This window comes from Pseudomonas koreensis (assembly GCF_025447595.1).
GTDB classification, from domain to species: Bacteria; Pseudomonadota; Gammaproteobacteria; order Pseudomonadales; family Pseudomonadaceae; genus Aquipseudomonas; species Aquipseudomonas koreensis_H.
Map to the genome: position 1 here is coordinate 12,616 of NZ_JAOEJU010000003.1, position 25,001 is coordinate 37,616.

The window sequence follows — 25,001 nt, forward strand, 5'->3', positions numbered from 1 at the left end:
GCGCATAACTGCAAACGGGTATATTGCCCCGGCTCCGTTAGGGAGTGCGCGGCCGTGCGCGCAGAATTGCAGAGGAACCATCGGACTCCAGCAAGCGAAAACGCAGCGTTTTCCGAGTGGCCAAAGCCTGAGAACAGGACTTATATGTACGTATACGACGAGTACGATCAGCGGATCATCGAGGACCGCGTCAAGCAGTTCCGTGATCAGACCCGACGCTATCTGGCAGGTGAGCTGAGCGAAGAAGAATTCCGCCCCCTGCGCCTGCAAAATGGCCTGTACATCCAGCGTTTCGCGCCGATGCTGCGCGTGGCTGTGCCCTACGGCCAACTGACTTCGCGTCAGATGCGCATGATGGCAAAAATTGCCCGTGACTACGACAAGGGCTACGCCCACATCAGTACCCGGCAGAACGTGCAGTTCAACTGGCCGGCGGTCGAAGACATCCCGGACATCCTCGCGGAACTGGCCACCGTGCAGATGCACGCGATCCAGACCAGCGGCAACTGCCTGCGCAACGTCACCACCGACCAGTTCGCCGGTGTTGCGTTCGATGAGCTAATTGACCCGCGTCCTTGGTGCGAAATCGTCCGTCAGTGGACGACCTTCCACCCGGAATTCGCTTACTTGCCGCGCAAGTTCAAGATCGCCGTCAACGGTTCGACCTCTGACCGTGCGGCCATCGAAGTCCACGACATCGGCCTTGAGCCGGTCCACAACGCTGCTGGCGAACTCGGTTTCCGCGTGCTGGTCGGCGGTGGTCTGGGTCGTACCCCGGTGGTCGGTGCCTTCATCAACGAATTCCTGCCATGGCAGGATCTGTTGAGCTACCTCGATGCGATCCTGCGGGTCTACAACCGCTACGGTCGTCGTGACAACAAATACAAGGCGCGGATCAAGATCCTCGTCAAGGCGCTGACTCCCGAAGTCTTCGCCCAGAAAGTCGATGCGGAGATGGAGCACCTGCGCGGCGGCCAGACCACCCTGACCGAAGCCGAACTGCACCGCGTGGCCAAACACTTCGTCGACCCGGACTACAAGGCGCTGGAAAACCAGACCGCCGACCTGGCCGCCCTCGACAAAGAACATCCGGGCTTCGCCCGCTGGCGTACCCGCAACACCCTGGCGCACAAGAAGCCGGGCTATGTGGCCGTGACCCTGTCCCTGAAGCCGACCGGTGTTGCACCGGGCGACATCACCGACAAGCAACTCGACGCCGTCGCCGACCTGGCCGACCGCTACAGCTTCGGTCAACTGCGCACCTCCCACGAGCAGAACATCATTCTGGCCGACGTCGAGCAGAGCCAGCTGTTCACCCTGTGGGGCGAGCTGCGTGAAGGTGGCTTCGCCACGCCGAACATCGGCCTGCTGACCGACATCATCTGCTGCCCTGGTGGTGATTTCTGCTCGCTGGCCAACGCCAAGTCGATCCCGATCGCCGAATCGATCCAGCGCCGTTTCGACGACCTGGACTACCTGTTCGACATCGGTGAACTGGACCTGAACATTTCCGGTTGCATGAACGCCTGCGGTCACCACCACGTCGGCCACATCGGCATTCTGGGCGTGGACAAAAAAGGTGAGGAGTTCTATCAGGTCTCGCTCGGCGGCAGCGCCAGCCGTGACGCCAGCCTGGGCAAGATCCTCGGCCCGTCTTTCGCTCAGGAAGACATGCCGGATGTGATCTCCAAATTGATCGACGTGTACGTGGAACAGCGCACCGAAGACGAGCGCTTCATCGACACCTACCAGCGTATTGGCATCGACCTCTTCAAGGAACGCGTCTATGCAGCGAATCATTAAGAACAACGAGGTCGTCGACGAAACCTGGCACCTGCTGCCCAAGGATTTCAACATTGACGAAATCAGCAACTGCGACGACCTGATCGTCCCGCTGCAGCTATGGCGTGAACACGCACGTATGCTCAAGGCCCGCGATGGCGGTCTGGGTGTGTGGCTGGACGCCGATGAAGAAGCCGAAGAAATCGGTGACGACGTGAATGAGTTCCAGGTGATTGCCCTGAACTTCCCGGCGTTCACCGATGGCCGCAACTACTCCAACGCCCGCCTGCTGCGTGACCGTTACGGTTTCAAAGGCGAACTGCGAGCGATTGGCGACGTACTGCGCGATCAGTTGTTCTATATGCGCCGTTGCGGTTTCGATGCCTTCGCCCTGCGCGCCGACAAAGACCCGTACGACGCTCTTGAGAGCCTCAAGGACTTTTCGGTGACCTATCAGGCCGCCACTGACGAACCGCTACCGCTGTTCCGTCGTCGATAAGCCTTCAGGTTTACTGCGCACACAAAAACGCCGGTCATTGACCGGCGTTTTTTATGTCCGTGTTACCAGAACCGTTGCTGGGTCAAGCGGCTCCACCAGCTCAACAGCACGCGATCCACCGAACCGCTGGCTGCCATGCCGATACGCTCTTGCAGACTTTTACGTTCCGCGTAATGCAGGTGATAGATCTCGGACTGCTTGGCACAATCGGCCAGGTATTCATCACTGGTCTTCAGTTCGTCCACCAACTGTTTTTCAAGCGCCGCGATGCCCAACCACACCTCACCCGTGGCAACGTCGTCAATGGCCAGTTGCGGACGATAGCGGGCAACGAAGTTCTTGAACAACTGATGGGTAATATCCAGGTCTTCCTGGAACTTCTCCCGACCCTTCTCGGTGTTTTCGCCGAACACGGTCAGGGTGCGCTTGTATTCGCCGGCAGTCAGTACCTCGAAATCGATGTCGTGTTTTTTCAGCAAACGGTTAACGTTGGGCAACTGCGCGACGACGCCGATGGAGCCAAGAATGGCAAACGGTGCACTGATAATCTTCTCGCCGATGCACGCCATCATGTAGCCGCCGCTGGCCGCAACCTTGTCGATGCACACGGTCAACGGCACGCCGGCTTCACGGATACGCGCCAGTTGCGATGAAGCCAGACCGTAGCTGTGAACCATACCGCCGCCGCTTTCCAGACGCAGCACCACTTCGTCCTTCGGTGTGGCCAGGGTCAGTAGCGCAGTGATTTCGTGACGCAGGCTTTCGGTAGCGGAGGCCTTGATGTCGCCGTCGAAGTCCAGCACGAACACCCGAGGCTTGGCGTCGGGTTTCTTCTTCTGTTTTTTTTCAGATTTGGCCTCGGTCTTGCGCAAGGCCTTGAGCTGATCCTTGTCGAGCAGGGTCTGTTCCAGACGCTCACGCAGACCTTTATAGAAATCGTTGAGCTTGCTGACCTGCAACTGGCCGGCCGATTTGCGGCGGCCCTTGCTGCGCAACGCAGCGAAGCTGGCCAACACCACCAGAATGGCGACAACCAGGGTCACGGTCTTGGCCAGAAAACTGGCGTATTCGACAAAAAACTCCACGGGGACTCCTTCAAACGATGCGCCGTCGCAAAACGCGCGCGGGAATTGACTCCAGCATACCCATGCACCGGCCCGCCGGCCAGCCGTGAAACCTCTGGAAACAGCCCTGTAACGGGCATTTCAAACAAGCGTATGTTTTTTCATTGACAGCTCATCATCATCCCCATAACCTCGCCACAACCTTCAACGTACCGGGATGACGCGGACGTGGGCAGCATCTACTTGATTCGACATGGCCAGGCCTCCTTCGGTGCAGACGACTATGACGTCCTGTCGCCGATCGGTGTACGCCAGGCAGAAATCCTCGGCCGTCACCTCGCCGAACTCGGAATCAGCTTCGACCGCTGCCTGTCGGGCGATCTGCGCCGCCAGCAACACACGGCCAACAGCGCGCTGGAACAGTTTGCCGCCGTCGGCCTGCCAGTGCCGACTCTGGAAACCGATTCGGCCTTCAACGAATTCGACGCCGACGCCGTGATCCGCGCCCTGCTCCCGGCCATGTTGCCGGAAGAGCCCGAAGCGCTGGAGATCCTGCGCAACGCCGCACAGAATCGTGGCGAGTTCCAGCGCATCTTCGCTCTGATCATCGAACGCTGGCTCGCCGGCACCTACGACACTCCGGGCCTGGAAAGCTGGCTGGGTTTCGTCGAACGGGTACAGGCCGGGCTGCAGCGGATTCTCGAACAGGCCGACAACAAACAGAAAATCGCGGTGTTCACCTCCGGTGGCACGATCACCGCCCTGCTCCACCTCATCACTCAAATGCCTGCCCGGCAGGCCTTTGAACTGAACTGGCAAATCGTCAACACCTCGCTCAACCAGCTGAAGTTCCGCGGTCGCGAGGTGGCTCTGGCTTCCTTCAACAGTCATGCACACCTGCAACTGCTGAAGGCCCCGGAACTCATCACGTTTCGCTGAGTCCGGATTACTGTGACCCTGCTGCAATCAACCAAAAAGGATCGAACCATGACCTCCGTAGCCGATGCCGTAAAAGCAATGCAAGCCAAGTTCAACCCAGCCGCTGCTGCCGGTCTGGATCTGGTCTTCGGTTTCAACATCACTGACGAAGACAAGCAATACGCCCTGATCGTCAAAGACGGCACCTGCGACATCCAGGAAGGCGAAAACGCTGACGCCAACTGCACGCTGGTGCTGGACAGCGAAACCCTGAAAGGCATCGTTTCCGGCGAAACCGATGGCATGCAGGCTTTCATGGGCGGCAAGCTGCGCGTCGAAGGCGACATGATGCTGTCGATGAAACTGTCCGAGCTGTTCCCGGCTTAAGACCGCAGCCAGTCTGCAAACAAATCCCGCCCCTGTGGCGGGATTTGTCGTTTCAGGCGTTCGTACCGGTAAACGACGCCGCCAGCAACTCCCGCGTATACGGGTGCCGAGCCGAATGGAACAACCCGGCCGTTTCGCCACGCTCCACCACCTCGCCATCCTTCATCACGATCAGATCGTGGGCCAGTGCCCGCACCACTGCCAGGTCATGACTGATGAACAGATAGGTCAGTCCGTGCTCCTCCTGCAATCGACGCAATAGCGCGACGATCTGTTTCTGCACCGTGCGATCCAGCGCCGACGTCGGCTCATCCAGCAGGATCAAATCCGGCTTGAGCACCAGTGCCCGAGCGATGGCGATGCGTTGCCGTTGCCCGCCGGAAAACTCGTGGGGATAGCGATGACGCGTCGCCGGATCGAGCCCGACTTCCTTCAATACATCGATCACCGCCTGCTCGCGCGCCTGCGCATTCAAGTCACTGTGCACCTGCAAACCTTCGGCAATGATCTGCTCCACGCACAAACGCGGGCTGAGGCTGCCGAACGGATCCTGAAACACCACTTGCAGGCGTTTGCGCAACGGACGCAATTGTTGGCCGCTCAGTTGTTCCAGCGCCACGCCCTTGAAGCGGATGCTACCGTCGGCGTCGATCAGGCGCAGGATCGCCTGACCCAGAGTGGACTTGCCCGAGCCGGACTCACCAACGATGCCCAGAGTCTTGCCCCGTTGCAGGTTCAGATCGATGCCATTGACCGCGTGCAGATACGACTTGGGCCGCAGCCACCCGCCGCCCAGTGGAAAACGTACATTCAGATCGCGAACCTCGAGCAGGTCCGCCGCCGCATCACGGCACAGCGCCGCGCCACCGGGTTCGGCGTTGAGCAATTCGATGCTGTAGGGATGCTGCGGCGCGCGGAACAATTGCTCGCAGCTCGCCTGTTCAACGATCTCGCCCGCGCGCATCACCGCCACCCGCTGGGCGATGTTGCGCACCAGATTCAAGTCGTGACTGATGATCAGCAGCGCCATGCCCAGTCGCTGTTGCAGTTCCTTGAGCAGCAACAGAATCTTGCGCTGCACCGTGACGTCGAGGGCTGTGGTCGGCTCATCGGCGATCAGCAATTGCGGCTCGCACGCCAGCGCCATGGCGATCATCACCCGCTGCCGCTGCCCGCCGGAGAGCTGATGCGGATACGCCTTCAGCCGCTCGCGCGGACGTTGAATGCCCACCAGTTCCAACAGTTCCAGAATCCGCTTGCGCGCCGCCGCGCCCGCCAGGCCCTTGTGCAGCGCCAGGCTTTCGCCGAGTTGCCGCTCGATGCTGTGCAACGGATTTAGAGAACTCATCGGCTCCTGAAAAATCATCGCAATACAGTTGCCGCGCAGTTGCCGCAAATAACGCTCGTGCACACCGAGCAACTCTTCGCCGCCATAGCGGATGCTGCCGTCGATCTGCGTAATGTTCGGGTCCAGCAGTTGCAGAATGCTGTGGGCCGTCACCGACTTGCCTGAACCCGATTCACCGACCAGCGCCAGGCACTCTCCCGGGCAAATATCGAGGTCGATGCCGTGCACCACTTCCTGCCCTTTGAACGCCACCCGCAGGTCGCGTATTTCGATCAGATGTTCACGCATGTCAAGTCCTGGGGTCGAAGGCATCACGGCAGGCTTCGCCGATGAATACGAGTAGAGAAAGAATCAGTGCCAGGGCGAAAAATGCCGTCAGCCCCAACCACGGTGCTTGCAGATTGTTCTTGCCCTGACCGATCAACTCACCCAGCGAAGCACTGCCGGCAGGCATGCCGAAGCCGAGAAAATCCAGCGCCGACAACGTCGCAATCGCCCCGGTCAGAATGAACGGCAGGTACGTCAACGTCGCATTCATGGCATTGGGCAGAATGTGCCGCACGATCACCTGCGCATCGCCGACACCCAGCGCCCGCGCCGCTTTCACGTACTCAAGCCCCCGACTGCGCAGGAACTCGGCGCGCACCACGTCCACCAGACTCAGCCAGGAAAACAGCGCCATGATCCCCAGCAACCACCAGAAGTTCGGCTCGACGAAGCCCGACAGAATGATCAGCAGGTAAAGCACCGGCAGCCCCGACCAGACCTCCAGCAAACGCTGGCCGAGCAAGTCGACCCAGCCGCCGTAATAGCCCTGCAAGGCACCGGCGGCGATGCCGATCAACGCGCTCACCGCCGTCAACGCCAGGGCGAACAACAGCGACACACGCGTGCCGAATATCACCCGCGCCAGCACATCCCGCGCCTGATCGTCGGTGCCCAGCCAGTTTTCAACGGTGGGCGGGCTCGGGGCCGGTTCGGTGAGGTCGTAGTTGGCCGTGTCGTAGCCGAACGGGATCGGCGCAAACCACATCCGCCCGCCCTGCCCCTCGATCAGTTCACGCACCTGGGCGCTGCGGTAGTCAGGCTGGAACGGCAGCTCACCGCCAAAATCCTGCTCGGTGTAGCGCTTGAACGCCGGGAAATACCATTCGCCCTGATACGTCACCAGCAATGGTTTGTCATTGGCGACCAGTTCGCCGCCCAGGCTCAGGCCGAACAGCGCGAGAAACAGCCACAACGACCACCAACCGCGTCGATGGGCCTTGAACCGCGCCCAACGGCGCTGTCCGATTGGAGAAAGCGTCGGCATCAGGCAGTCCTCGCGGTGAAGTCGATGCGCGGATCGACCAGCGTGTAGCACAGGTCGCCCAGCAGTTTTATCAAGAGCCCGAACAGGGTGAAGATGAACAACGAACCGAACACCACCGGGTAATCCCGCGACACCGCCGCTTCGTAGCTCAGGCGGCCGAGACCGTCGAGGGAGAAGATCACTTCGATCAGCAGCGATCCGCCGAAGAAAACCGTGACCAGCGCCTGCGGCAGTCCCGCAACCACCAACAGCATGGCGTTGCGAAACACGTGCCCGTACAACACCTGCCGTTCACTCAGGCCCTTGGCCCGTGCCGTGACCACATACAGCCGCGAGATCTCGTTGAGGAAGCTGTTCTTGGTCAGGATCGTCAGCGTTGCAAAACCGCCGATCACCAATGCGCTGACCGGCAACACCAGATGCCAGAAGTAATCAGCGACCTTGCCCCACAGCGACAGCTCGGCGAAGTTGTCCGAGACCAGCCCGCGCACCGGGAACCAGTCCAGCGCCGTACCGCCGGCAAACACCACGATCAGCAGCAAAGCAAACAGAAACCCGGGCATCGCGTAGCCAATGATGATCGCCGCGCTGCTCCAGACATCGAACGCCGAGCCGTTATGCACCGCCTTGCGGATGCCCAGCGGAATCGATACCAGATAAGTGATCAGCGTCGCCCACAATCCCAACGACAAGGTCACCGGCAGTTTCTGCCAGATCAGCTCGGTCACCGACGCCCCCCGGAAGAAGCTCTTGCCGAAGTCCAGTTGTGCGTAGCTCTTGAGCATCAGCCACAAGCGCTCACCGGCACTTTTGTCGAAGCCGTACTGGCGCTCGATCTCAGCCACCAGTTTCGGGTCCAGGCCACGGGTCGCGCGGGACTCGCCGCCAATGCTCTCGACATGACTGGCCCCCACCGCCGCACCGACGCCAATCCCCTGCAATCGGGCGATGGCCTGCTCGACCGGACCACCGGGCGCGGCCTGCACGATCACGAAGTTCACCAGTAGAATCGCCAGCAAGGTCGGCACGATCAGCAGCAGGCGCCGCAGGCTATAACCCCACATGGGCGTACTCCTTTTGCTGTTGCTGCATTTGCGTCGAGGTCAGCGCGGTTGGACTGATTTCCCACCAGGTGTCGAGGCCGGCGTCGTACAGCGGCGCAATTGCCGGGCGACCGAAGCGGTTCCACCAGACCGTGGAAATCCCCGGCGGGTAATAGTTGGGAATCCAGTAATAGCCCCACTGCAACACCCGATCCAGAGCATGGGCGTGGCGCAGGAGACTCTCGCGATTGTCGGCCTGGACCACGCCTTCAAGCAGTGCATCCACCGCCGGGTCGCGCAGCACCATATAGTTGTTGGAGCCAGGATCATCGGCGCCGTCGGAGCCGAAATAGTTGAACAGCTCGCGCCCCGGCGCCTGACTCACCGGGTAACCGACAACGATCATGTCGTAGTCGCGGCTGCGCACGCGGTTGGTGTATTGCGCGGTGTCGACCTGACGAATATCGAAACCGATGCCGATCTGCGCCAGGTTGCGCTTGAACGGCAGCAGCAAACGCTCGAAACCCTTCTGGCCGTTGAGAAAGGTGAATTGCAACGGCTCGCCGGCGGCATTCACCAGTTGATCGCCACGGGGCTTCCAGCCAGCGGCCTCCAGCAATTTCAACGCTTGCAACTGCTGCGCACGAATGTTGCCGCTGCCGTCAGTGCGCGGCGCCTCGAATACCTGGTTGAAGACTTCATCGGGAATCTTGCCGCGCCACGGTTCGAGGATTTGCAGTTCTTCGGCATCTGGCGGTTCGGTGGCCGACAACGCACTGTGGGAAAAGAAGCTGCGCTGGCGCAGGTACATGCTGCGCATCATCTGCCGGTTGCTCCATTCGAAATCCCAGAGCATGGCGATCGCCTGCCGGACCCGACGATCCTGAAACACCGGTTTCTGCAGATTGAACGCAAACCCCTGTGCGCCTTGCGCAGCACCGGGTGCGAGGTGTTCGCGCAGCAACTTGCCCTGCTCCAGCGCCGCCCCGGCATAACCGATGGTGTAACTGGTGGCGGAGAACTCGCGGTTGTAATCGAAGCCGCCGGCCTTGAGCACTTGTCGCGACACGTCGGTGTCGGCAAAGAACTCCACGCTCAACTGATCGAAGTTGTAGAGCCCGCGAGTGATTGGCAGATCCCTGGCCCACCAGTCCTTGATCCGCTGGAATTTCACGCTGCGTCCGGCGTCCACCGCGCTGATCTTGTAAGGCCCACTGCCCGGCGGAATCTCGAAGCCTGCGCCATCGGCGAAATTGCGTGTGCGCCACCAATGCTCGGGCAGCACCGGCAACGTCGCCAGATCCAGCGGCAAGGTACGGCTCTCGTTGTTCTTGAACACGAAACGCACCTGGGTCGGCGACTCGACCTGCACCTCCGCGACATCGCGAAATTGCTGGCGATACTTGAGGCTGCCCTGAGTGGTGAACAGCTCGAAGGTGTAGCGCACGTCTTCGGCAGTGATCGGCGTGCCGTCCTCGAACCGAGCCTTGGGGTTCAGGTAAAAGCGCAGCCAGCGCCGGTCCGAATCCAGTTCCATCCGTTGCGCGACCAGACCGTAGACGCTGTAGGGCTCGTCCTTGCTGCGATAGGCCAGCGGCGCATAGAGCCAGCCGTCGATGTCGGCAACGCCGGTGCCTTTGTCGACGTAGGGAATCAGGTGATCGAACGGGCCGCTCTCCAGCGAAGAGCGGCGCAAGGTTCCCCCCTTGGGCGCGTCGGGGTTGGCGTAGGCCAGATGCTGGAAGTCTGGGGCGTATTTCGGGGCTTCGCCGTAGACCGTGAGGGCGTGTTGGGGCGCGGCGAAAATGAGCGGGCTCGACAACACTAAGGCGGCAAAAAGCATGAGTCTAAAGCGCATTGGCAAAATCCTGATGATTGGGCGACGCCAATGGCCTCTTCGCGAGCAAGCTCGCTCCCACAGGGGATCTGTGTTCACCACGAACCTGTGTGGGAGCGAGCTTGCTCGCGATGGGGCCAAAGCAGTCACCACACCCCCTGCCTACCTGTGATGTGCAACAGGCCGGGCCTTTTTATAGGGCGGGAGTTAGAACGATGTGTTACTAAAACCCACCCCGTCCGATCATTCTCAGAACTTGTAATTGACCCGCGTGTACAACGTGCGGCCAAACGGGTCGCCGTATTTCGGGTCATAGCCGCTCTGGAACGTGTAGGTCTGGTTGCTGAATGGCGGCTCGCGATCAAACAGGTTTTTCACCCCGAGGGTCACCGCCAGAGTCTTGCGCCAGGTGTAGGTGCCGGCCACGTCCCAGACGTTGTACGAACCGACGTAATCGTGAGTCTCACGATCCGAGTCGTGGTAACCGCTGGTGTAACGGTTGGTCAGGCTCGCGCCGAGCGGGCCGTAGTTCCAGCTGCCAGTCAGGCTGTGACGCCAGCGGGCCACGGCGCCGGCCGAGGCAAAGTCGCCACCACGAAAATCGCCGAGCTTGTCGATGTAGTCGCCCTTGAGCTGCTGCTGATAGTCGTAACGGGTGACGTAAGTGCCTTGCAGGCCGATACCGAATTCACCGTACGGCGTGCTCGGCAGGCGATAGTCGAAGCTCACGTCGACGCCGTTGGTCTTGATCTTGCCGAGGTTGGACAGGCCGGTGACGATGTGATCGATGGAGCCGTCCGGCTTGCGGATCAAACGCTCCGGGTACAGCTCCGGATTCTCGAACACTGCCGATTCGGGGAATTCGGCGATCTGGTTGGCGATATCGATCCACCAGAAATCCAGCCCGGTGGTCAGGCGATCGAATGGCTGGTAAACGAAACCGAGGGTGACGTTGCGTGCAGTTTCCGGGCTCAAGTCCTGGTTACCGCCGGTCCGGTTATAGAACTGCTGAGCGCAGTCGCGGTTGGCAATCCCGCCATTACTCGGGTTGCCACCGGCACACAGTCGCGGGTCGTTGTAATTGGCCACGGTGAACGAGGTGAAGTTCGGGTTGTACAACTCGTACAGCGACGGTGCGCGGAAACCTTCGCTATACGCGCCACGCACCACCAGTTCCTTGAACGGCTGGAAGCGGAACGAGTATTTCGGGTTGGTGGTACTGCCGAAATCGCTGTACTTGTCGTGGCGCACAGCGGCGGACAGTTCCAGGCTGTCGAGCACCGGCACGTTGACCTCGGCGTACTGCGCCGAGACGCTGCGATCCCCGGCGACACTGGCATTGGGGTCCACCCCCAGGCTCTGCACATCAGCCGCGAACTGGGCGAAATCCTGATGGAAGTCCTCCTTGCGGTATTCGCCGCCCAGGGCCAGCGCCGACGGCCCGGCACCGAACCAGTCGCCGATCTCGCGGCTGATCCGCCCGTCGATCGCCTTGACCCGGCCTACGGCCGTCGAGTAATCGCCGTCCACTCCGTTGGCTGCCAGCAACGCCGAACCGGCAGCCGTCTGTGGGCCGAACGGGTTGATCACACCGTTGGCGATACCTTGACTGACGGCCCGATCGTTCACGTAACCACTGCGAATCGTATTGACCACCTTGTTCTGGTTGTACGAAGCGCCGAGGTTGTAATCCCACCCAACCAGCGTGCCGTCGAAGCTCAACAGCAGGCGCTGACCGGTGTTGTCATCTTCATGCTGACGCGCACCGACGGCGGTTTCACGCCAGTTCACGTCCACCGGTTGCGTCGGGTCCAGCGCAAAACCGTTCGGGCCGGGCGTAATGCCGTTACCGGGATAGAACGCGGTGCCGGGGTTGACCTGATTGCCCATCAAAGTACCGGGCCCTATCTGCGTCCGGTTTTCGTTGCGCGCCCAGAAGTATTCGAGGCTGACGTTGTGATCGTCCGACAGCTTGCCGGTGGCCTTGGCGAAGGCCGAGGTCTTCTCGGTTTCCGGCACCAGATCCAGGTAATTCCACAGGCTCTGGCGGCAGATGCCGTTGCGCGACAGCAGCCCCGGAGCATTGCAACCGGAACCGGCCGATGGGTTGGTGGCGTTGCTGCCCTGGCTCCAGTTGGCGGGCGACGCCGTGCCGGAGGTGTAATCCAGGCCGCGCCCCGGCTGGTAGTTATAGGTGTAACCACGATCGTCGGCGGCCAGGCGATTCTGCTTGTCGTAGCTCACCACGCCGAAAACGTTGAAGCGATCGTCCTGTAAATCACCAAAACCCCAACTGCCGCTGAAGTTGCGGCTTTCACCGCCACCGGAATGGGTCGGGGTGTCGTAGCTGGTGCTGATCTGGCCTTCGGTGAGGCTGTTCTTGGTAATGAAGTTGATCACCCCGCCGATGGCATCGGTACCGTACAGCGCCGAGGCGCCATCGCGCAGCACCTCCACCCGGTCGATAGCGGCGAACGGGATGGTGTTGAGATCGACGCCGGAGCCGTTGATCGCATTGGTCGCGTTGTTGCTCAGACGCCGACCGTTGAGCAGCACCAGTGTCTTGTTCGGGCCAATCCCGCGCAGGTCAGCGTAAGACGCCCCGCCACTGCTCGACCCCACCGAGCGCCCGGAACCCACCGAAGACTGGTTGGCCGAGATGCGGTTGACCAGCTCTTCCGTGGTGGTCACGCCCTGCTTCTGCAACTCCTCGACCCGCAGGATGGTGACCGGTACGGCGGTTTCGGCATCGACCCGGCGAATCGCGGTGCCGGTGACCTCCACCCGTTGTAGTTGGGTAGTCGGCTCGTTTGCCGTGCTGTCGGCAGCGATGGCCGGCAACGTGTTGATCGCCAGCAGCAAGGCCAGGCTCAAAGGGGATTTAACGGGTGAAAAATGGATCATGAACAGCCATCCCTGCGTTTTGGTTTATGCAGGGATGTGCGATGGCAGCTGGGGATTTATAGGGCGGGATTTAGACCGTTGGGTGCTGAGGTTATGCAAAATTCAGCATGGCGCTTCATCAGACTGACGCCATTTCCCCGAGTAGTCGGGTATCGAGGCCGAACCTCTCCTGCGAGACCATCCTGAACTGCCCCTCTGCCAGGTCGCAGCTCACCAGCAAGTTCCACGAATGCCGGGTTGCCGCCGACGGAATCAGTACAAACGGGTGCTCGGCCAGCAACGCATCGGCAAACAATTGCTGATTGGGTGAGGGCTGTGCAGGGCTCAGCCAGTAAGGGTTCGGCACCTCTTCGGGCTGCACGATTTTCACCTTCGCATCGCTGATGACCTCAAAGCACGTCAATACATAAGGTTCGCGGTCCAGGGCATCAAAACTGCGGTTGGCTGCCACCTCAAGAATGGCCGAGGAAGGATCGACGGATGCGTAGACGACGCGTCGTCCTGGTATGTTCCATCGACCGCCTCTGAGCTTTGATCCCATCCCGCTGTCCCACGTCCCTCCATAAACCTCGCGATCCAGCCGCCACGCATACCAATGCTCGTCCCACGGCAAGGGATTCATGGGTAAACCCCGTAGATAAGCTGCTGCAAATACTGCTCAACCATCTGAAAGCCCAATGGGTGTCCTGTCAATTCCAGCGGCACATGACCGTGAAAATAAGTAGAGGGTTTCTGCATCCAGTCCTCCGCCCGTGGTTGCCCCCCGAAGGCCCGAGTGGCCAACTCCAGCACCAATGCATATTGGTAGGCGATGACACTCTGCTGGGGATCAAGCCGTACCGGTTTGCCTTCCTTCAGAAGACGCCGAACCGTTCTGACGGACTTGCCAGTGATGCGTTGGACCATGTCGCCTTGCTGGTAAAGCCCGGAGGTGGAAAGCATGTCGACGACGTCGTTCAACTGGAAGCCTTCCTCGGTCAGGTGAACGATCAGCAAGGCGTCATCACCGATGTTCTGGCCATGCACGAGCAATTCGACAGGTTTGCCCTCGACCTTCTTCAAGCCCGTCAGGCGGGGTACCTTTGCGCTGGGCAACGCGACATCCTCCATGGGGCATCTTGCACGATCATCGCGCCACTGATGGCGAGCGGAATAAGCAGGCGTTTCGTATTCGAGGTGTGCAGTTCGCATGATCCATCCATTATCAGAGGCCTGAGTGACCAAGCCATTCACGACTTCAATGTCATCGCCGATGCTATAGATCACGCTTCCGACGACCAACCTGAAAATATCGTCGGAAATATCCCCTCTTTCGCGAAAAATCCTGCCGCTTCCGTAGGCCGTTTCCGAGCCACGCCGAGCCCTCAACCTCCGAAGTGATAACTCACATCCAGCCACCACTGGCGCCCGTACGGGTCATAGTTGCCGGTCGGGTAATACGGCCATCCAGCCGAGTCGTCATGCTTGACCTGATTGAGCACGTTGTTCACGGTCAGCCCGACACTCGCCCGATCGTTGAGTTTGTACCGCGCACTGGCGTTGAACACCGTCCACGGCGACAGACGCCCGTCGCCCGCGCCGTTGGTGACCGAGCCGTAACGAATCCCCATCAGCGTCGCCGTGGCTTTCTGGTAATCCCAGGTCAGGCTGGCGTTGACCTTGCTGCGCCAGTCGTAATTGGTGCGCGAGGTACGCCAATCCTGGGTCGGGGCTTCGTCCGATTCCTTGTAGTAATGCGACAGCACGAGCGTGTAGCCCAGCGCCGAACTGAACGCGCCGTACTGCCCGGCGCCCCAGCGGATGTTGCTCTTGAAGTCCAGGCCGCTGACTCGTTCGCTGGCGGCGTTGATCGCGTTCACCCGCACCCGCTGCAACTGATTGGGATCGACGGCGGCATTGCCGGGATTGCGATCGACGCGTGCCAGGGTCGACTGGCAATTGGCCGAGTTGATGTCCTGGGTGCCATTGCGACATTCGTTCTCTTGCTGCAACAGACGGTTTTCGTCGACAGTGGTCAGCAAGTCATCAATCTCCACCCGCCAGAAGTCGGTGGAGAAATCGAAATTACGTGAAGGCGACCAGACGAAACCGTACGTCCAGGATTTGCCGCGTTCGGATTCCAGATCCGCCGTGCCGCTCTGGGTGTAATCGACCCGCCCGCGATCACAGGCGCCCTCCACGCCCTGGCTGCAACCGTAATAGTCGATCTGCGCCGGGTAGTAGCCGTTGCTGTCGGACTGATAGATGTAGTTCAGGTCGGGGGCGCGGAAACTGGTGCCGTAGCTGCCGCGCACCAGAAGGCTGTTCACCGGCCGCCATTCCAGGCCGAGGTTGTAGGTTTTCTGTTGCTCGGTGCGGCCGCTGAATTTGTATTGGTCCCAGCGGCCTGCTGCTGTCGCCAGCACCGTGTCAGTGACCGGAATGCTGAACTCGCCACCGGCCGCGTAACGCTTGCGCGAGCCACCGGAGCTTTGTGCCGGGGTCACGCCGTAGAAACTGCCGTCGTTGAGGCTGTCGTCCGGATCGATGCGATATTCCTGCTTGCCCGCCTCGAGCACGCCGGCGAATCCCACCGGGCCGGCCGGCAGGTCAAACAACTCGCCATTGACCGAAGCGTTGTAACTCGTGGACACCGACTTGCTGCTCTGCGTCAGGTTGCCGCGAAACTGCTCCCACTCCTGCGGCGTCAGTGGCCGGTCGAGGCGCGAGGCATCCGGCGCGAACACCGGGTAACCGTCGCGGGTGCCCAGTTGCGGACCAAGGTAGAAATCCTGGATCGACGACAGCGGCGTGTAACGCGTGGTGCGCACGCTTTTATATTCGGACCGGTTGGCCGCCAGTTCATAGTTCCACCCGGTGTCGGCGATCTTGTCCGAGAGACCGAGGGTGCCGGTCCATGAGGTATCGCGCCACTTGCTGTTGTTGCTGGTGCGCCCGCCGATTTCCTCTTCACCGAAGCGCCGGTACCAGCGCTCAAGATTGCCGCTGTTCTGGTTGATGAAATCCGGCGAGGTAAAGCTCGGGCCGCGCGTGTTGTTCTGGATGTGATCGAGGCCGTACATCAAGTCGGCGAAGACCTGGCCGCTGTCGCTGAAATGCCAGGTGCCACGGGTGTAGCCGTCGTAGTTTTCCTTTTGCGTCTGCACCGTCCAGTAATCGTTGTACATCTGGTCGGTGCGGCAACGCCCGCCGCTGTTGAACAGTTTGTTGTCGAACGTACCTTGATACGCACCGCAACCGGGTCCCAGATAGCGGTTGTTGGTCAGGTCGCGACGGTAGCCGACATCCGCCAGCGGCCCGCTCTGCATGAAGCCGCGATCATCGGCCCAGATCGGATCGCGGTTGGTCAGTTCAAGTCCGAACAAACCGTCGAAGTCGCCCCAACTGCCGCCGCCACTGATCTGCAAGCGCTGGTTGTCACCGCCACCGCGCTCGCTGGTGCCGCCCTTGAGGTTGACGTCGACGCCGTTCATTTTGTCCTTGAGGATAATGTTCACCACCCCGGCAATCGCATCCGAACCGTAGATCGCCGACGCGCCGCTGCTGAGCACTTCGATGCGGTCGATGATCGCCGACGGAATATTCGCAAGATTCGTGAAGTTGACCTTGCCGTCATACGGCGTCGGGTAATCGGCGACCCGCCGGCCATTGATCAGCACCAGTGTGTGGTTGGGGCCGAGGCCACGCAGGTTGAGGGCGCTGGCCGCCGGTTGCCAGGTGTTGCCGTAGTCTTCGCCCTGGGTCATGCCGGTGTTCTGGGTTTGCGTGGCGAGTGCGTCGTAGACGTTCTTGTAGCCGCGCGCTTCCATCTCTTCGTGGGTGATGACGTTGACCGGCGTCGCACCGTCGCTCTGCGCGCGGGCAATGCGCGAGCCGGTGACGGTGACTTTTTCCATGCGGTAATCGGCGCTGCTGGCGGGTGTCACAGCGGCGGTTTTCACGGGCGCCGCGCTCGGCGCATCGGCCGGGCGAATGCTCAGGCCCTGCGTGCCTTGCTCGACTTGCAGACCGCTGCCGATCAGGGCTTTCTCTACCGCCTGACGGCCACCCAATGCGCCGCGCACCGCACTGCTGCGCTTGCCCTGAACCAGATTCTGGCTGAAGGAAATCGGCACGCCGGTCTGGCGCGAGATGTCCAGCAGCACCTCGTCAAGGGCCCCGGCGGCAATGTCGAAGGTATAGACCTGAGTGGCGGCGTCTTGTGCCAGAACGGCGACCGGCGCCATGCCCGTCGCCAGTACGATGGCCAGTGTCAGGCGGGGCAATTGTTGTTGTTTGAATGAGAACATTGAGGGGCTTCCCTGTTGAAGGCGTCTGCAGGGAATGAGCAGCGGGCCGGCGCTTTTTATAGGGGGACGGATAGACCGGGAAGTTATGGATTTATAACCGTGCTTCGATGCTGACCCAGTACGGGTTGTGCCAGGTGACACGGATCGGCAGCGAACGCTCCAGCAGTTGCAGAGTGCGGTCGCTGTCATCCAGCGGATAGAGACCGCTGAGGCGCAGACCGGCGACCTCCGGGCTCAGGTGCAGGATGCCGCGACGGTAGCTACGCAGGCTGTCGATGACTTCGCTCAAGGGGCGATCGCGCACTTCGAGTCGCCCTTGTACCCAGGCGCTTTCCTGTCCTTTGCTGCGTTCCAGCGCGAGGATTTCCTGGGCATTGAACAGCAGGCTTTCGCCCGCCTCCACCACTTGCCGCGCGCCGCTGGCGGTGACCACTTCGACCTGCGAATGCAGCATCACCAGCCGCGTCGAATCCTCGCCTCGCCGCACCAGAAATTTCGTACCGAGCGCACGCATCCGCCCATGTTCGGTTTCGACCACGAACGGCCGCGCCAGATTTTTCGCGACATCGATCAGCAGCTCACCGCTGCGCAGGTCCAGCAGACGCTCGAGATTGTTAAAGCGCGGCACCACGCGGCTGCGGGCATTGAGGGTCAGAGCGCTGCCATCCTCCAGCATGAATTCCCTACGCTCGCCGGTACCGGTCGACAAGTCGCCGGCCTCGGGCAACCAGCCATAACGTCGACCGAGCAAACCGGCCAGCACCGCGATCCCGAGCACGCTCAAACTGCCGCTGATGAATCGACGGCGACTGGACGGCGCATTCAGGCTGTGCAGCACACTCTCACGCGGCAATCCGCGCAAGTTCGAATGGCGCAGCAGATTCAACCCGCCGCCCATTTGCTCGATGATCTGCTGATGCCGTGGATCCGCCGTGCGCCATGCGTCGAAGGCTGCACGCTCCTGCAAGCTGACATCCCCCGATTGCAGCAGCGCCATCCATTGCGCGGCTTCGTCGATCAGCGTTTCGTCCGGCCTCATGCCTGCATCGCCTGATAGCAGCGTTTGAAGGCTTCGACCATATATTGCTGCACACGGCTGGTGGACACGCCGAGGCGTTCGCCGATTTCGCTGTAGGTCAGGCCGTCGAGCTGGTGATAAAGAAACGCAGCCTTGGCCTTGGCCGACAAACCATTGAGCAAGCGATCCACCGCCAGCAACGTTTCGATCACCATTTCCCGTTCCTCGGGCGACGGGTGCACTGGCTCCGGCGCCAAGGCAAGGCTTTGCAGATAGGCGCGCTCCAGATCCTGACGGCGCCAGCCTTCATAGACCAGTCGCCGCGCAATCGTGGTCAACAGCGCGCGGGGTTCGCGAATCGCCAGCGGATCGGGCAATGCCAAGACCCGAAGAAAAGTTTCCGAAGCAATGTCCTGTGCACTGTGCGGGCAGCCGAGGGTACGGCTGACCGCTGCACACAGCCATCGGTAGTCCTTTTGGAACATCTGCCCGATGACCTGGTAATGCGGGTTGTGACTCCCCATGCCTTACTCCCTGAAAACGGGCTCCACCCGCTGCGAAAATCCATGGATACGCCGGGATCTTCCGGCGGTGATCAGGGGTGCGACTGTGCAATAGCGCCTGCGACATTTGAAGTAATAAAAAATCAGGATCAGCAAACCTTTGAGAATAAGGCACGTCGTCGTCCTAGCAACACTGGCTGACACAACGTTGATCTCGATCAGTGGCGCCGGCCACGCCAGTCTCTAACCTTGCGCCTCCATCGATAGCCACGGACGGCTCACCGGGAGCCTGCGGCTGACCTTTCAAGGAAGAGCAATCATGCGATCACTCAACATCATTCTTCTGTCGTCGGCGTTCAACGGCCTGACCCAACGTGCCTGGCTGGAACTGCGTCAGGCCGGGCACTCACCCAGCGTGGTGCTGTTCACCGACGAAACCGCCGTGTGCGAGCAGATTGAAAACAGCGGCGCTGATCTGGTGATCTGCCCGTTTCTCAAGGACCGCGTGCCCCAGGCGCTGTGGAGCAATCCGCAGCGTCCGGTCGTCATCATTCACCCCGGCATCGTCGGCGATCGCGGTGCCAGCGCACTGGACTGGGCGATCATGCGCGAGCTGCCGTCCTGGGGCGTGACTGCCCTCCAAGCGGTGGAAGAAATGGACGCCGGTCCGGTCTGGGCCACCTGCGAATTCAACCTGCCGACGGGCCTGCGCAAATCCGAGCTGTACAACGGCCGGGTCAGTGATGCGGCGATCCGTTGCATCCGCGAAGTGGTGGAGAAATTCATCGACGGCTTCGTGCCGGTGGCGCTGGATTACAGCGATCCGACAGTGCGCGGGCGTTTGCAGCCGAACATGAAACAAGACGATCGCACCTTCAGCTGGCACGACTGTTCGCGCTTCATCAAGCGCTGCATCGATGCGGCGGACGGCCAACCGGGTGTATTGGCCAGCCTCGCCGGCGGGCAGTATTACGTGTACGACGCGCACCTCGATCAGCGCACCGGCATGCCCGGCGAGATTCTCGCGGTGCATGACGACGCGGTACTGGTGGCGACCGGTGATCACAGCCTGTGGATCGGCTCGCTGCGACGCAAACCACAACCGGGCGAGGAAACCTTCAAGCGTCCGGCGCGGCATGTGCTGGCCGGGCAGTTGTCTGGCGTGCCGGTGCTGGACTGGTCGATTGCCAACGCGCCATTCAGCGACGAGCCTTATCAGCCGATCCGTTATCGCGAGTCCGGCCAGGTCGGCGAGCTGACGCTGGAGTTCTACAACGGCGCCATGAGCACAGAACAATGCCGGCGCATGGTCGAAGCCCTGCGCTGGGCCAAATCCCGTGACACTCAGGTGTTGTTGATCAAGGGCGGACGCGGCAGCTTTTCCAACGGTGTGCATTTGAATGTGATTCAGGCCGCCGAGGATCCGGGCGCCGAAGCCTGGGCCAATATCCAGGCCATCGATGATGTGTGTGAAGAACTGCTCAGCGCCCGGCAACTGGTGGTCAGCGGTGTGACCGGCAATGCCGGCGCTGGCGGTGTGATGCTGGCGCTGGCGGCTGACATCGTGTTTGCCCGCGCCGATATCGTGCTCAATCCGCACTACAAGAGCATGGGGCTGTACGGCTCGGAATACTGGACTTACAGCCTGCCCCGCGCCGTCGGCCCGGCCATGGCGGAACAATTGACCCAGGCCTGTCTGCCGGTCAGCGCTGCGCAGGCGCTGCAACTGGGCATGGTCCAGGAAGTCGGCCCGCGCTGCCCGGACGAGTTCTCGCTGTGGCTGCTGCAACGGGCCAACAGCGTGCTGAGCGATCCGACTTATGCAGCGGTGCGGGAGCGCAAGCTGCGGGTCGATCATGTGTTGATCCGTCAGTGCCGCGAGGCGGAGCTGCAGGAGATGCAGGAAGACATGCTGTACAACCGCAATCAGTTCGCCGAGAAGTGCCGCAACTTCGTTTACAAACGCAAGACCTGCTGCACGCCGGCGCGGTTGGTGGAAGACTGGGCTCGGGTGCAGGAGGCCGAGTTGGCCAACTGATCAGCGGCGCAGTCCCGAGCGCCATCGCGAGCAGGCTCGCTCCCACGGTCAGTGATGCCTCGAAACCTACATGAACGGTGGGAGCGAGCCTGCTCGCGATTGAACGATGACGCGGTATCAGGCGTGGATCTACAATGCGCGCACCTCAGACACCGGCCCGCCCATGGACATCGATCTCGCCCGCACTTTTCTGGAAATCGTCCGCCACGGCAGCCTCGCCGCGGCGGCTGAAAAGCTGTTCGTCACCCAGACGGCAATCACCGCCCGAGTGCAGAAACTCGAAAGCCAGTTGGGCAGCACGCTGTTCGTGCGCAACCGTGCCGGTGCGCGCCTGACCGCCAACGGCGAGGCCTTCGTGGTCTACGCCAATCAACTGGTGCAGACCTGGGAAGCGGCGCGCCGCGACCTGCCCTTGCCCGAGGGCTATCACAACGTGCTGCACATCGGCGGCGAGGTCAGCCTGTGCAATCCGCTGATGCTCAGTTGGGCCGCCGAGCTGCGGGAGAAAATCCCAGGTCACGCCCTGCGCATGGAGATCCGCGACGGCGAAAACCTGCTGCGTCAGCTCGAACTGGGCGTACTCGACGCGGCGCTGGTCTATCAACCGGAATACTGGCCGGGGCTGCAGGTCGAGCAGGTGCTGGAAGAGAAACTGATTCTGGTGACCACCCCCGGCCGCCCTGCCCCCTACGTGTACATCGACTGGGGCCCGGACTTCCGCCGCCAGCACGACGCCGCCCTGCCGGAAAAGGCCAAGGCCGCCCTGAGCTTCAACCTCGGCCCGCTGGCCCTGCAGTACATTCTGGAGAACGGCGGCAGCGGTTATTTCCGGACCCGGGTTGTGCGCACTTATCTGGAAAGCGGCGCGCTGGAACCGGTGACCAAAGCCCCGGAATTCGGCTATCCGACCTACCTCGTCTACTCCCGCGACCGCGACTCGGCGATCCTGCAACAGGCGTTCGATCTGCTGCGCGAAGTGATCAGGGCCGATGACGACTGGTCGCAGCGCTGGAACCCGTTGAGCTGACGGCCGCTTTGCACCGGAGCATGGCAGTTGTGACCTGAAGGTTGACCTGCACGAACCGCGGGATCGGCTAATCTGCCCGGATAACAAAAATATCCGCAGGTGACCGTAGTGAGGCAGACCACCGAGGCATTTCGCAGCCGCTACCGTGCGGCGATCCATCCCCGCTACAACCCGTGGCTGCATGGCGCGTTCGTGCTGTTGTTCGGCGTGCTGGCCATCGGCGCGTTCTGGAGCAGCGTGCACCAGGTGCGGCCGCTGGAATGGCTGACCGTGCCGCTGACCCTGCTGTTCTTCAATTTCGGCGTGTACATGGTGCACCGCCACCTCGGCCACCACAAAAAGAGCTTCGCGCGGATGTTCTACGCCCGGCATGCCGGCGACCATCACAGCTTCTTCACCCCCGGCCACATGACCTACGACGGCGCCCGCGACTGGCGGGTGATCCTGTTTCCCGCCTGGCTGATCGTGCTCCACACGCTGGCGATCACCCTGCCGCTGTGGTGGCTGTTCGCGCAGGTCAACAGCAACGTCGCCGGGTTGTTCGGCGGCTGCATGGTGTTCGGTTACCTGACCTATGAAGTATTTCACGCCTGCGAGCATCTGCCGCCGCAGAACCCGTTGACCCGTCTGCCGTGGATCCGCCAGATGCGCCGTCTGCACGAGCTGCATCACCGCCGCGAGCGCATGCAGGAGCGCAATTTCAATATCGTTTTTCCACTGATGGACTACCTGTTCGGCACCCTCTATTGGGAGCCGGAAACCGCCCCTCTGACCGACTCGAGAACGCCCATGACCCGCATGCAGCACACAGTCGACATCGCCGGCGATCCGATCGCCGTCCTCGCCTACGCCGCCACCGTCAGTCGCTGGCCGGAGTGGCATCCGTCTTCACTGAAGATCGACGGCCCCAGCGGTGCGCTGCATGCCGGTGCGCGATTCGATGAAGACATCCACGCCGGCGGGCGCGAGGGGCATTTGCGCTGGGAGGTCACCGAGTATTTGCCCGGTCGACGCTGGTGCGCGCGTGCCCAGGGTGATCAGGGTCTGTCGCTGCTGCTGACCTATGAATGCTCGGCGCAAAACGACGCGACGCGCTTCGTGCGCACCCTCGATTATCAGTTTGAGGGCATCGGCCTGCGCATCGCCAACCACCTGCTGCTCAAGCGTCGCATCGATCGTGAATCGGCGGCTTCGATGCTGGCCCTGCGTGACATGGCGACCCGGCACCTGGCACTCGCGGGAGCCCACGTGTGAGATGGCGTTATCTGGTGTTGCTGCTGATTGTCGGGGTTCTGGGCTTTTTGCTGTTGATGCCGACCAAAGTCGAGCCCGTGGCCTGGACACCGCAACCGGCGCCCTCGCTGACGGAAGGCCAATACGCTGACAATCAGCGACTCAAGGGCGCGGCGCAAGTCGGCCCAAGTGACATCGAAGGCCCGGAAGCGCTGCTGCTGGAGAACGACTTCCTGATCACCGGCCTGCACGACGGCCGCTTGCTGCGTACCAGCCTCGACGGTCAGCAACGCAAAGTGCTGGCGGATACCGGCGGCCGGCCGCTGGGGCTGGCGCGGCATCCCAACGGCTTGCTGGTGATCGCCGACGGGGTCAAGGGTTTGCTGTCCCTCGATGCGCAGGGCCGGCTGGTGGCGCTGACCACCGAGGCCAATGGCTTGCCATTCGGTTTCACCGATGACGTGGCCATCGACAAGTCCGGGCATTACGCCTACTTCAGTGATGCGTCGAGTCGCTGGGGTTACGGCCACGATGGCGAAGCGATCATCGAGCACGGCGGCGATGGACGCCTGCTGCGTTACGACTTCCAGACTGGCAAAACGAGCGTGCTGCTGGACAAGCTGGAGTTCGCCAACGGCGTGACTCTCGGCCCGGAAGACGCCTATGTGCTGGTCAACGAAACCGGCGCCTACCGGATCAGCCGCTATTGGCTGACCGGACCGAAGGCCGGCACTCACGACCTGTTCATCGACAACCTGCCGGGGCTGCCCGACAACCTCGCGTTCAATGGTCGGGATCGCTTCTGGGTGGCGCTGTACACACCGCGTAATCCGCTGCTCGACCGCACCGCGCCGCACCCGTTCGTGCGCAAGATGATCGTGCGGGCGATGACCGTCGTGCCCAAACCGGTGGAGAAGCGCGGGTTCGTGCTGGGGCTGGATCTGGAGGGCAAGGTGATCGCCAATCTGCAGGACGCCAGCGCCGGCAATTACTCGCCGATCACCACGGCGCGCGAGTATGGCGACTGGTTGTATTTCGGCTCGCTGAAGGCCACGCACATGGCGCGGATGCCGTTGGAGGCGGCCTTGAAGTGAGGACCGGGCTTGTGTAGTGAATCGAATGGCCCTATCGCCAGCAGGCTGGCTCCCACTGTCGGATTGCATTCCAAATGTGGGAGCCAGCCTGCTGGCGATAGCGGATTGTCAGTTGCTGGACCGATCGAACTTGTCCGGGTCTTCATCCTCCGGCACGTCCTCGCGCTTGCGTTCCTCTTCAGGATTACGGACGGTGTGCGCCGGACTGTTCGGCTCGGGATGCGTGGGAACGGGGTCGAATGCCCCCTGCTCTTCACTGGGGAATTTTGGCTTGTTCATAAGGCACCTCGCTGAGAGTCGCTATGTGAAGACTCTGAACATTCGAGGTGCCGGTCGGGGTTGTCGTTCCAGTCGTTTCACCACCGAAAGCCGGTGGCGCGACTGACGGTCAGGTTCGGGCCTGCAACTGCTCGACGATCTTGTCTTTGACCTGCAGGCGTTTCTCTTTGAGTTTCTTGAGTGTGTCGTCGCTCGGCGCATCCGAGGTCGCTGTCTCGGCCTTGACGACTTCGGCGTCCGCCTGGGAATACTTGTTGATCAGTGCATCCAGATGTGGATCCGCGGTGCGTCGTTGCTGGATCTCTTCCTTTGTTAGTTTCAAGTCCTGTAACAGATCATGGGTCACCGGCATGGAACACCTCCGTCAGTTGATCGGCAGCCAACGCGACCGATTGCGCTGGCCAGGTATCAGAATGGCCTCGGTTG

Annotated in this window: 21 protein-coding genes; 8 read left to right on the top strand and 13 right to left on the bottom strand. The window is 61.4% G+C overall.

Translation table 11 applies throughout. The annotated features are described in order from the left end of the window. The first annotated feature begins 144 nt into the window (after positions 1-144). Both N8H71_RS05820 and N8H71_RS05825 read left to right on the top strand, forming a co-directional pair. Positions 145-1,803 (top strand): nitrite/sulfite reductase, encoded by a 1,659-nt coding sequence (locus N8H71_RS05820; protein ID WP_262193253.1) that lies wholly within the window; start codon positions 145-147, stop codon positions 1,801-1,803. Continuing rightward, positions 1,787-2,281: a DUF934 domain-containing protein gene (locus tag N8H71_RS05825; RefSeq protein WP_007959510.1), complete on the top strand. Its 495-nt coding sequence runs from the start codon at positions 1,787-1,789 to the stop codon at positions 2,279-2,281. The genes N8H71_RS05820 and N8H71_RS05825 overlap by 17 nt, the downstream gene beginning before the upstream one ends. Positions 2,282-2,343: 62 nt before the next feature. On the opposite strand, the gene sohB is transcribed toward N8H71_RS05825, so the two are convergent. Further along, positions 2,344-3,366: a protease SohB gene (gene sohB / locus N8H71_RS05830; protein ID WP_262193254.1), complete on the bottom strand. Its 1,023-nt coding sequence runs from the start codon at positions 3,364-3,366 to the stop codon at positions 2,344-2,346. 207 nt (positions 3,367-3,573) lie between these two features. Between sohB and N8H71_RS05835 the strand changes: the two genes are divergently transcribed. After that, complete coding sequence (locus N8H71_RS05835; protein WP_262193255.1) at positions 3,574-4,284, top strand: histidine phosphatase family protein; 711 nt, start codon at positions 3,574-3,576, stop codon at positions 4,282-4,284. 48 nt (positions 4,285-4,332) lie between these two features. Further along, a complete protein-coding gene (locus tag N8H71_RS05840; RefSeq protein WP_114883460.1) occupies positions 4,333-4,650 on the top strand; it encodes an SCP2 sterol-binding domain-containing protein in 318 nt (105 codons plus the stop codon). A gap of 52 nt (positions 4,651-4,702) precedes the next feature. Here N8H71_RS05840 and N8H71_RS05845 read toward each other — a convergent pair whose 3' ends face one another. The 10 genes from N8H71_RS05845 to N8H71_RS05890 form a co-directional block, all read right to left on the bottom strand. Next, complete coding sequence (locus N8H71_RS05845; RefSeq protein ID WP_262193256.1) at positions 4,703-6,286, bottom strand: ABC transporter ATP-binding protein; 1,584 nt, start codon at positions 6,284-6,286, stop codon at positions 4,703-4,705. A gap of 1 nt (position 6,287) precedes the next feature. Next, entirely contained in the window at positions 6,288-7,310 is a 1,023-nt protein-coding gene (locus N8H71_RS05850) for an ABC transporter permease (RefSeq protein WP_262193257.1), read from the bottom strand. Next, a complete protein-coding gene (locus tag N8H71_RS05855; protein WP_085745481.1) occupies positions 7,310-8,374 on the bottom strand; it encodes a microcin C ABC transporter permease YejB in 1,065 nt (354 codons plus the stop codon). The genes N8H71_RS05850 and N8H71_RS05855 overlap by 1 nt, the downstream gene beginning before the upstream one ends. Next, a complete protein-coding gene (locus N8H71_RS05860; protein WP_262193258.1) occupies positions 8,361-10,211 on the bottom strand; it encodes an extracellular solute-binding protein in 1,851 nt (616 codons plus the stop codon). Before N8H71_RS05860 ends, N8H71_RS05855 begins: the two co-directional genes overlap by 14 nt. A gap of 228 nt (positions 10,212-10,439) precedes the next feature. Next, entirely contained in the window at positions 10,440-13,094 is a 2,655-nt protein-coding gene (locus N8H71_RS05865; RefSeq protein ID WP_262193259.1) for a TonB-dependent receptor, read from the bottom strand. 118 nt (positions 13,095-13,212) lie between these two features. Further along, positions 13,213-13,716: an RES family NAD+ phosphorylase gene (locus N8H71_RS05870; RefSeq protein ID WP_262193260.1), complete on the bottom strand. Its 504-nt coding sequence runs from the start codon at positions 13,714-13,716 to the stop codon at positions 13,213-13,215. Further along, positions 13,713-14,204 (bottom strand): antitoxin Xre/MbcA/ParS toxin-binding domain-containing protein, encoded by a 492-nt coding sequence (locus N8H71_RS05875; RefSeq protein ID WP_262193485.1) that lies wholly within the window; start codon positions 14,202-14,204, stop codon positions 13,713-13,715. Before N8H71_RS05875 ends, N8H71_RS05870 begins: the two co-directional genes overlap by 4 nt. A gap of 254 nt (positions 14,205-14,458) precedes the next feature. After that, on the bottom strand, positions 14,459-17,383 hold the full coding sequence (locus tag N8H71_RS05880) for a TonB-dependent receptor (RefSeq protein ID WP_262193261.1): 2,925 nt from the start codon (positions 17,381-17,383) through the stop codon (positions 14,459-14,461). Positions 17,384-17,474: 91 nt separating this feature from the next. Continuing rightward, on the bottom strand, positions 17,475-18,422 hold the full coding sequence (locus N8H71_RS05885; RefSeq protein WP_262193262.1) for a FecR domain-containing protein: 948 nt from the start codon (positions 18,420-18,422) through the stop codon (positions 17,475-17,477). Next, positions 18,419-18,925 carry a sigma-70 family RNA polymerase sigma factor gene (locus tag N8H71_RS05890; RefSeq protein ID WP_262193263.1) on the bottom strand — a complete coding sequence of 169 codons (507 nt, stop codon included), beginning with the start codon at positions 18,923-18,925 and terminating at the stop codon, positions 18,419-18,421. The genes N8H71_RS05885 and N8H71_RS05890 overlap by 4 nt, the downstream gene beginning before the upstream one ends. Positions 18,926-19,223: 298 nt before the next feature. Between N8H71_RS05890 and N8H71_RS05895 the strand changes: the two genes are divergently transcribed. The 4 genes from N8H71_RS05895 (at position 19,224) to N8H71_RS05910 (ending at position 24,296) form a co-directional block, all read left to right on the top strand. Next, the gene (locus N8H71_RS05895; RefSeq protein ID WP_262193264.1) at positions 19,224-20,942 is read left to right on the top strand and encodes a hydrogenase maturation protein; all 1,719 of its coding nucleotides are present in this window, start codon (positions 19,224-19,226) and stop codon (positions 20,940-20,942) included. 163 nt (positions 20,943-21,105) lie between these two features. After that, positions 21,106-21,969 carry a LysR family transcriptional regulator gene (locus tag N8H71_RS05900; RefSeq protein ID WP_039768849.1) on the top strand — a complete coding sequence of 288 codons (864 nt, stop codon included), beginning with the start codon at positions 21,106-21,108 and terminating at the stop codon, positions 21,967-21,969. Between the two features lie 108 nt (positions 21,970-22,077). After that, positions 22,078-23,223 carry a sterol desaturase family protein gene (locus N8H71_RS05905; protein WP_262193265.1) on the top strand — a complete coding sequence of 382 codons (1,146 nt, stop codon included), beginning with the start codon at positions 22,078-22,080 and terminating at the stop codon, positions 23,221-23,223. A 56-nt stretch (positions 23,224-23,279) separates the two neighbouring features. Next, a complete protein-coding gene (locus N8H71_RS05910; protein ID WP_279309533.1) occupies positions 23,280-24,296 on the top strand; it encodes an SMP-30/gluconolactonase/LRE family protein in 1,017 nt (338 codons plus the stop codon). 108 nt (positions 24,297-24,404) lie between these two features. Here N8H71_RS05910 and N8H71_RS05915 read toward each other — a convergent pair whose 3' ends face one another. Both N8H71_RS05915 and N8H71_RS05920 read right to left on the bottom strand, forming a co-directional pair. After that, positions 24,405-24,575 carry a hypothetical protein gene (locus tag N8H71_RS05915; protein WP_178081267.1) on the bottom strand — a complete coding sequence of 57 codons (171 nt, stop codon included), beginning with the start codon at positions 24,573-24,575 and terminating at the stop codon, positions 24,405-24,407. A 109-nt stretch (positions 24,576-24,684) separates the two neighbouring features. Next, positions 24,685-24,927: a YdcH family protein gene (locus N8H71_RS05920; RefSeq protein WP_007959466.1), complete on the bottom strand. Its 243-nt coding sequence runs from the start codon at positions 24,925-24,927 to the stop codon at positions 24,685-24,687. Positions 24,928-25,001 lie beyond the last annotated feature (74 nt).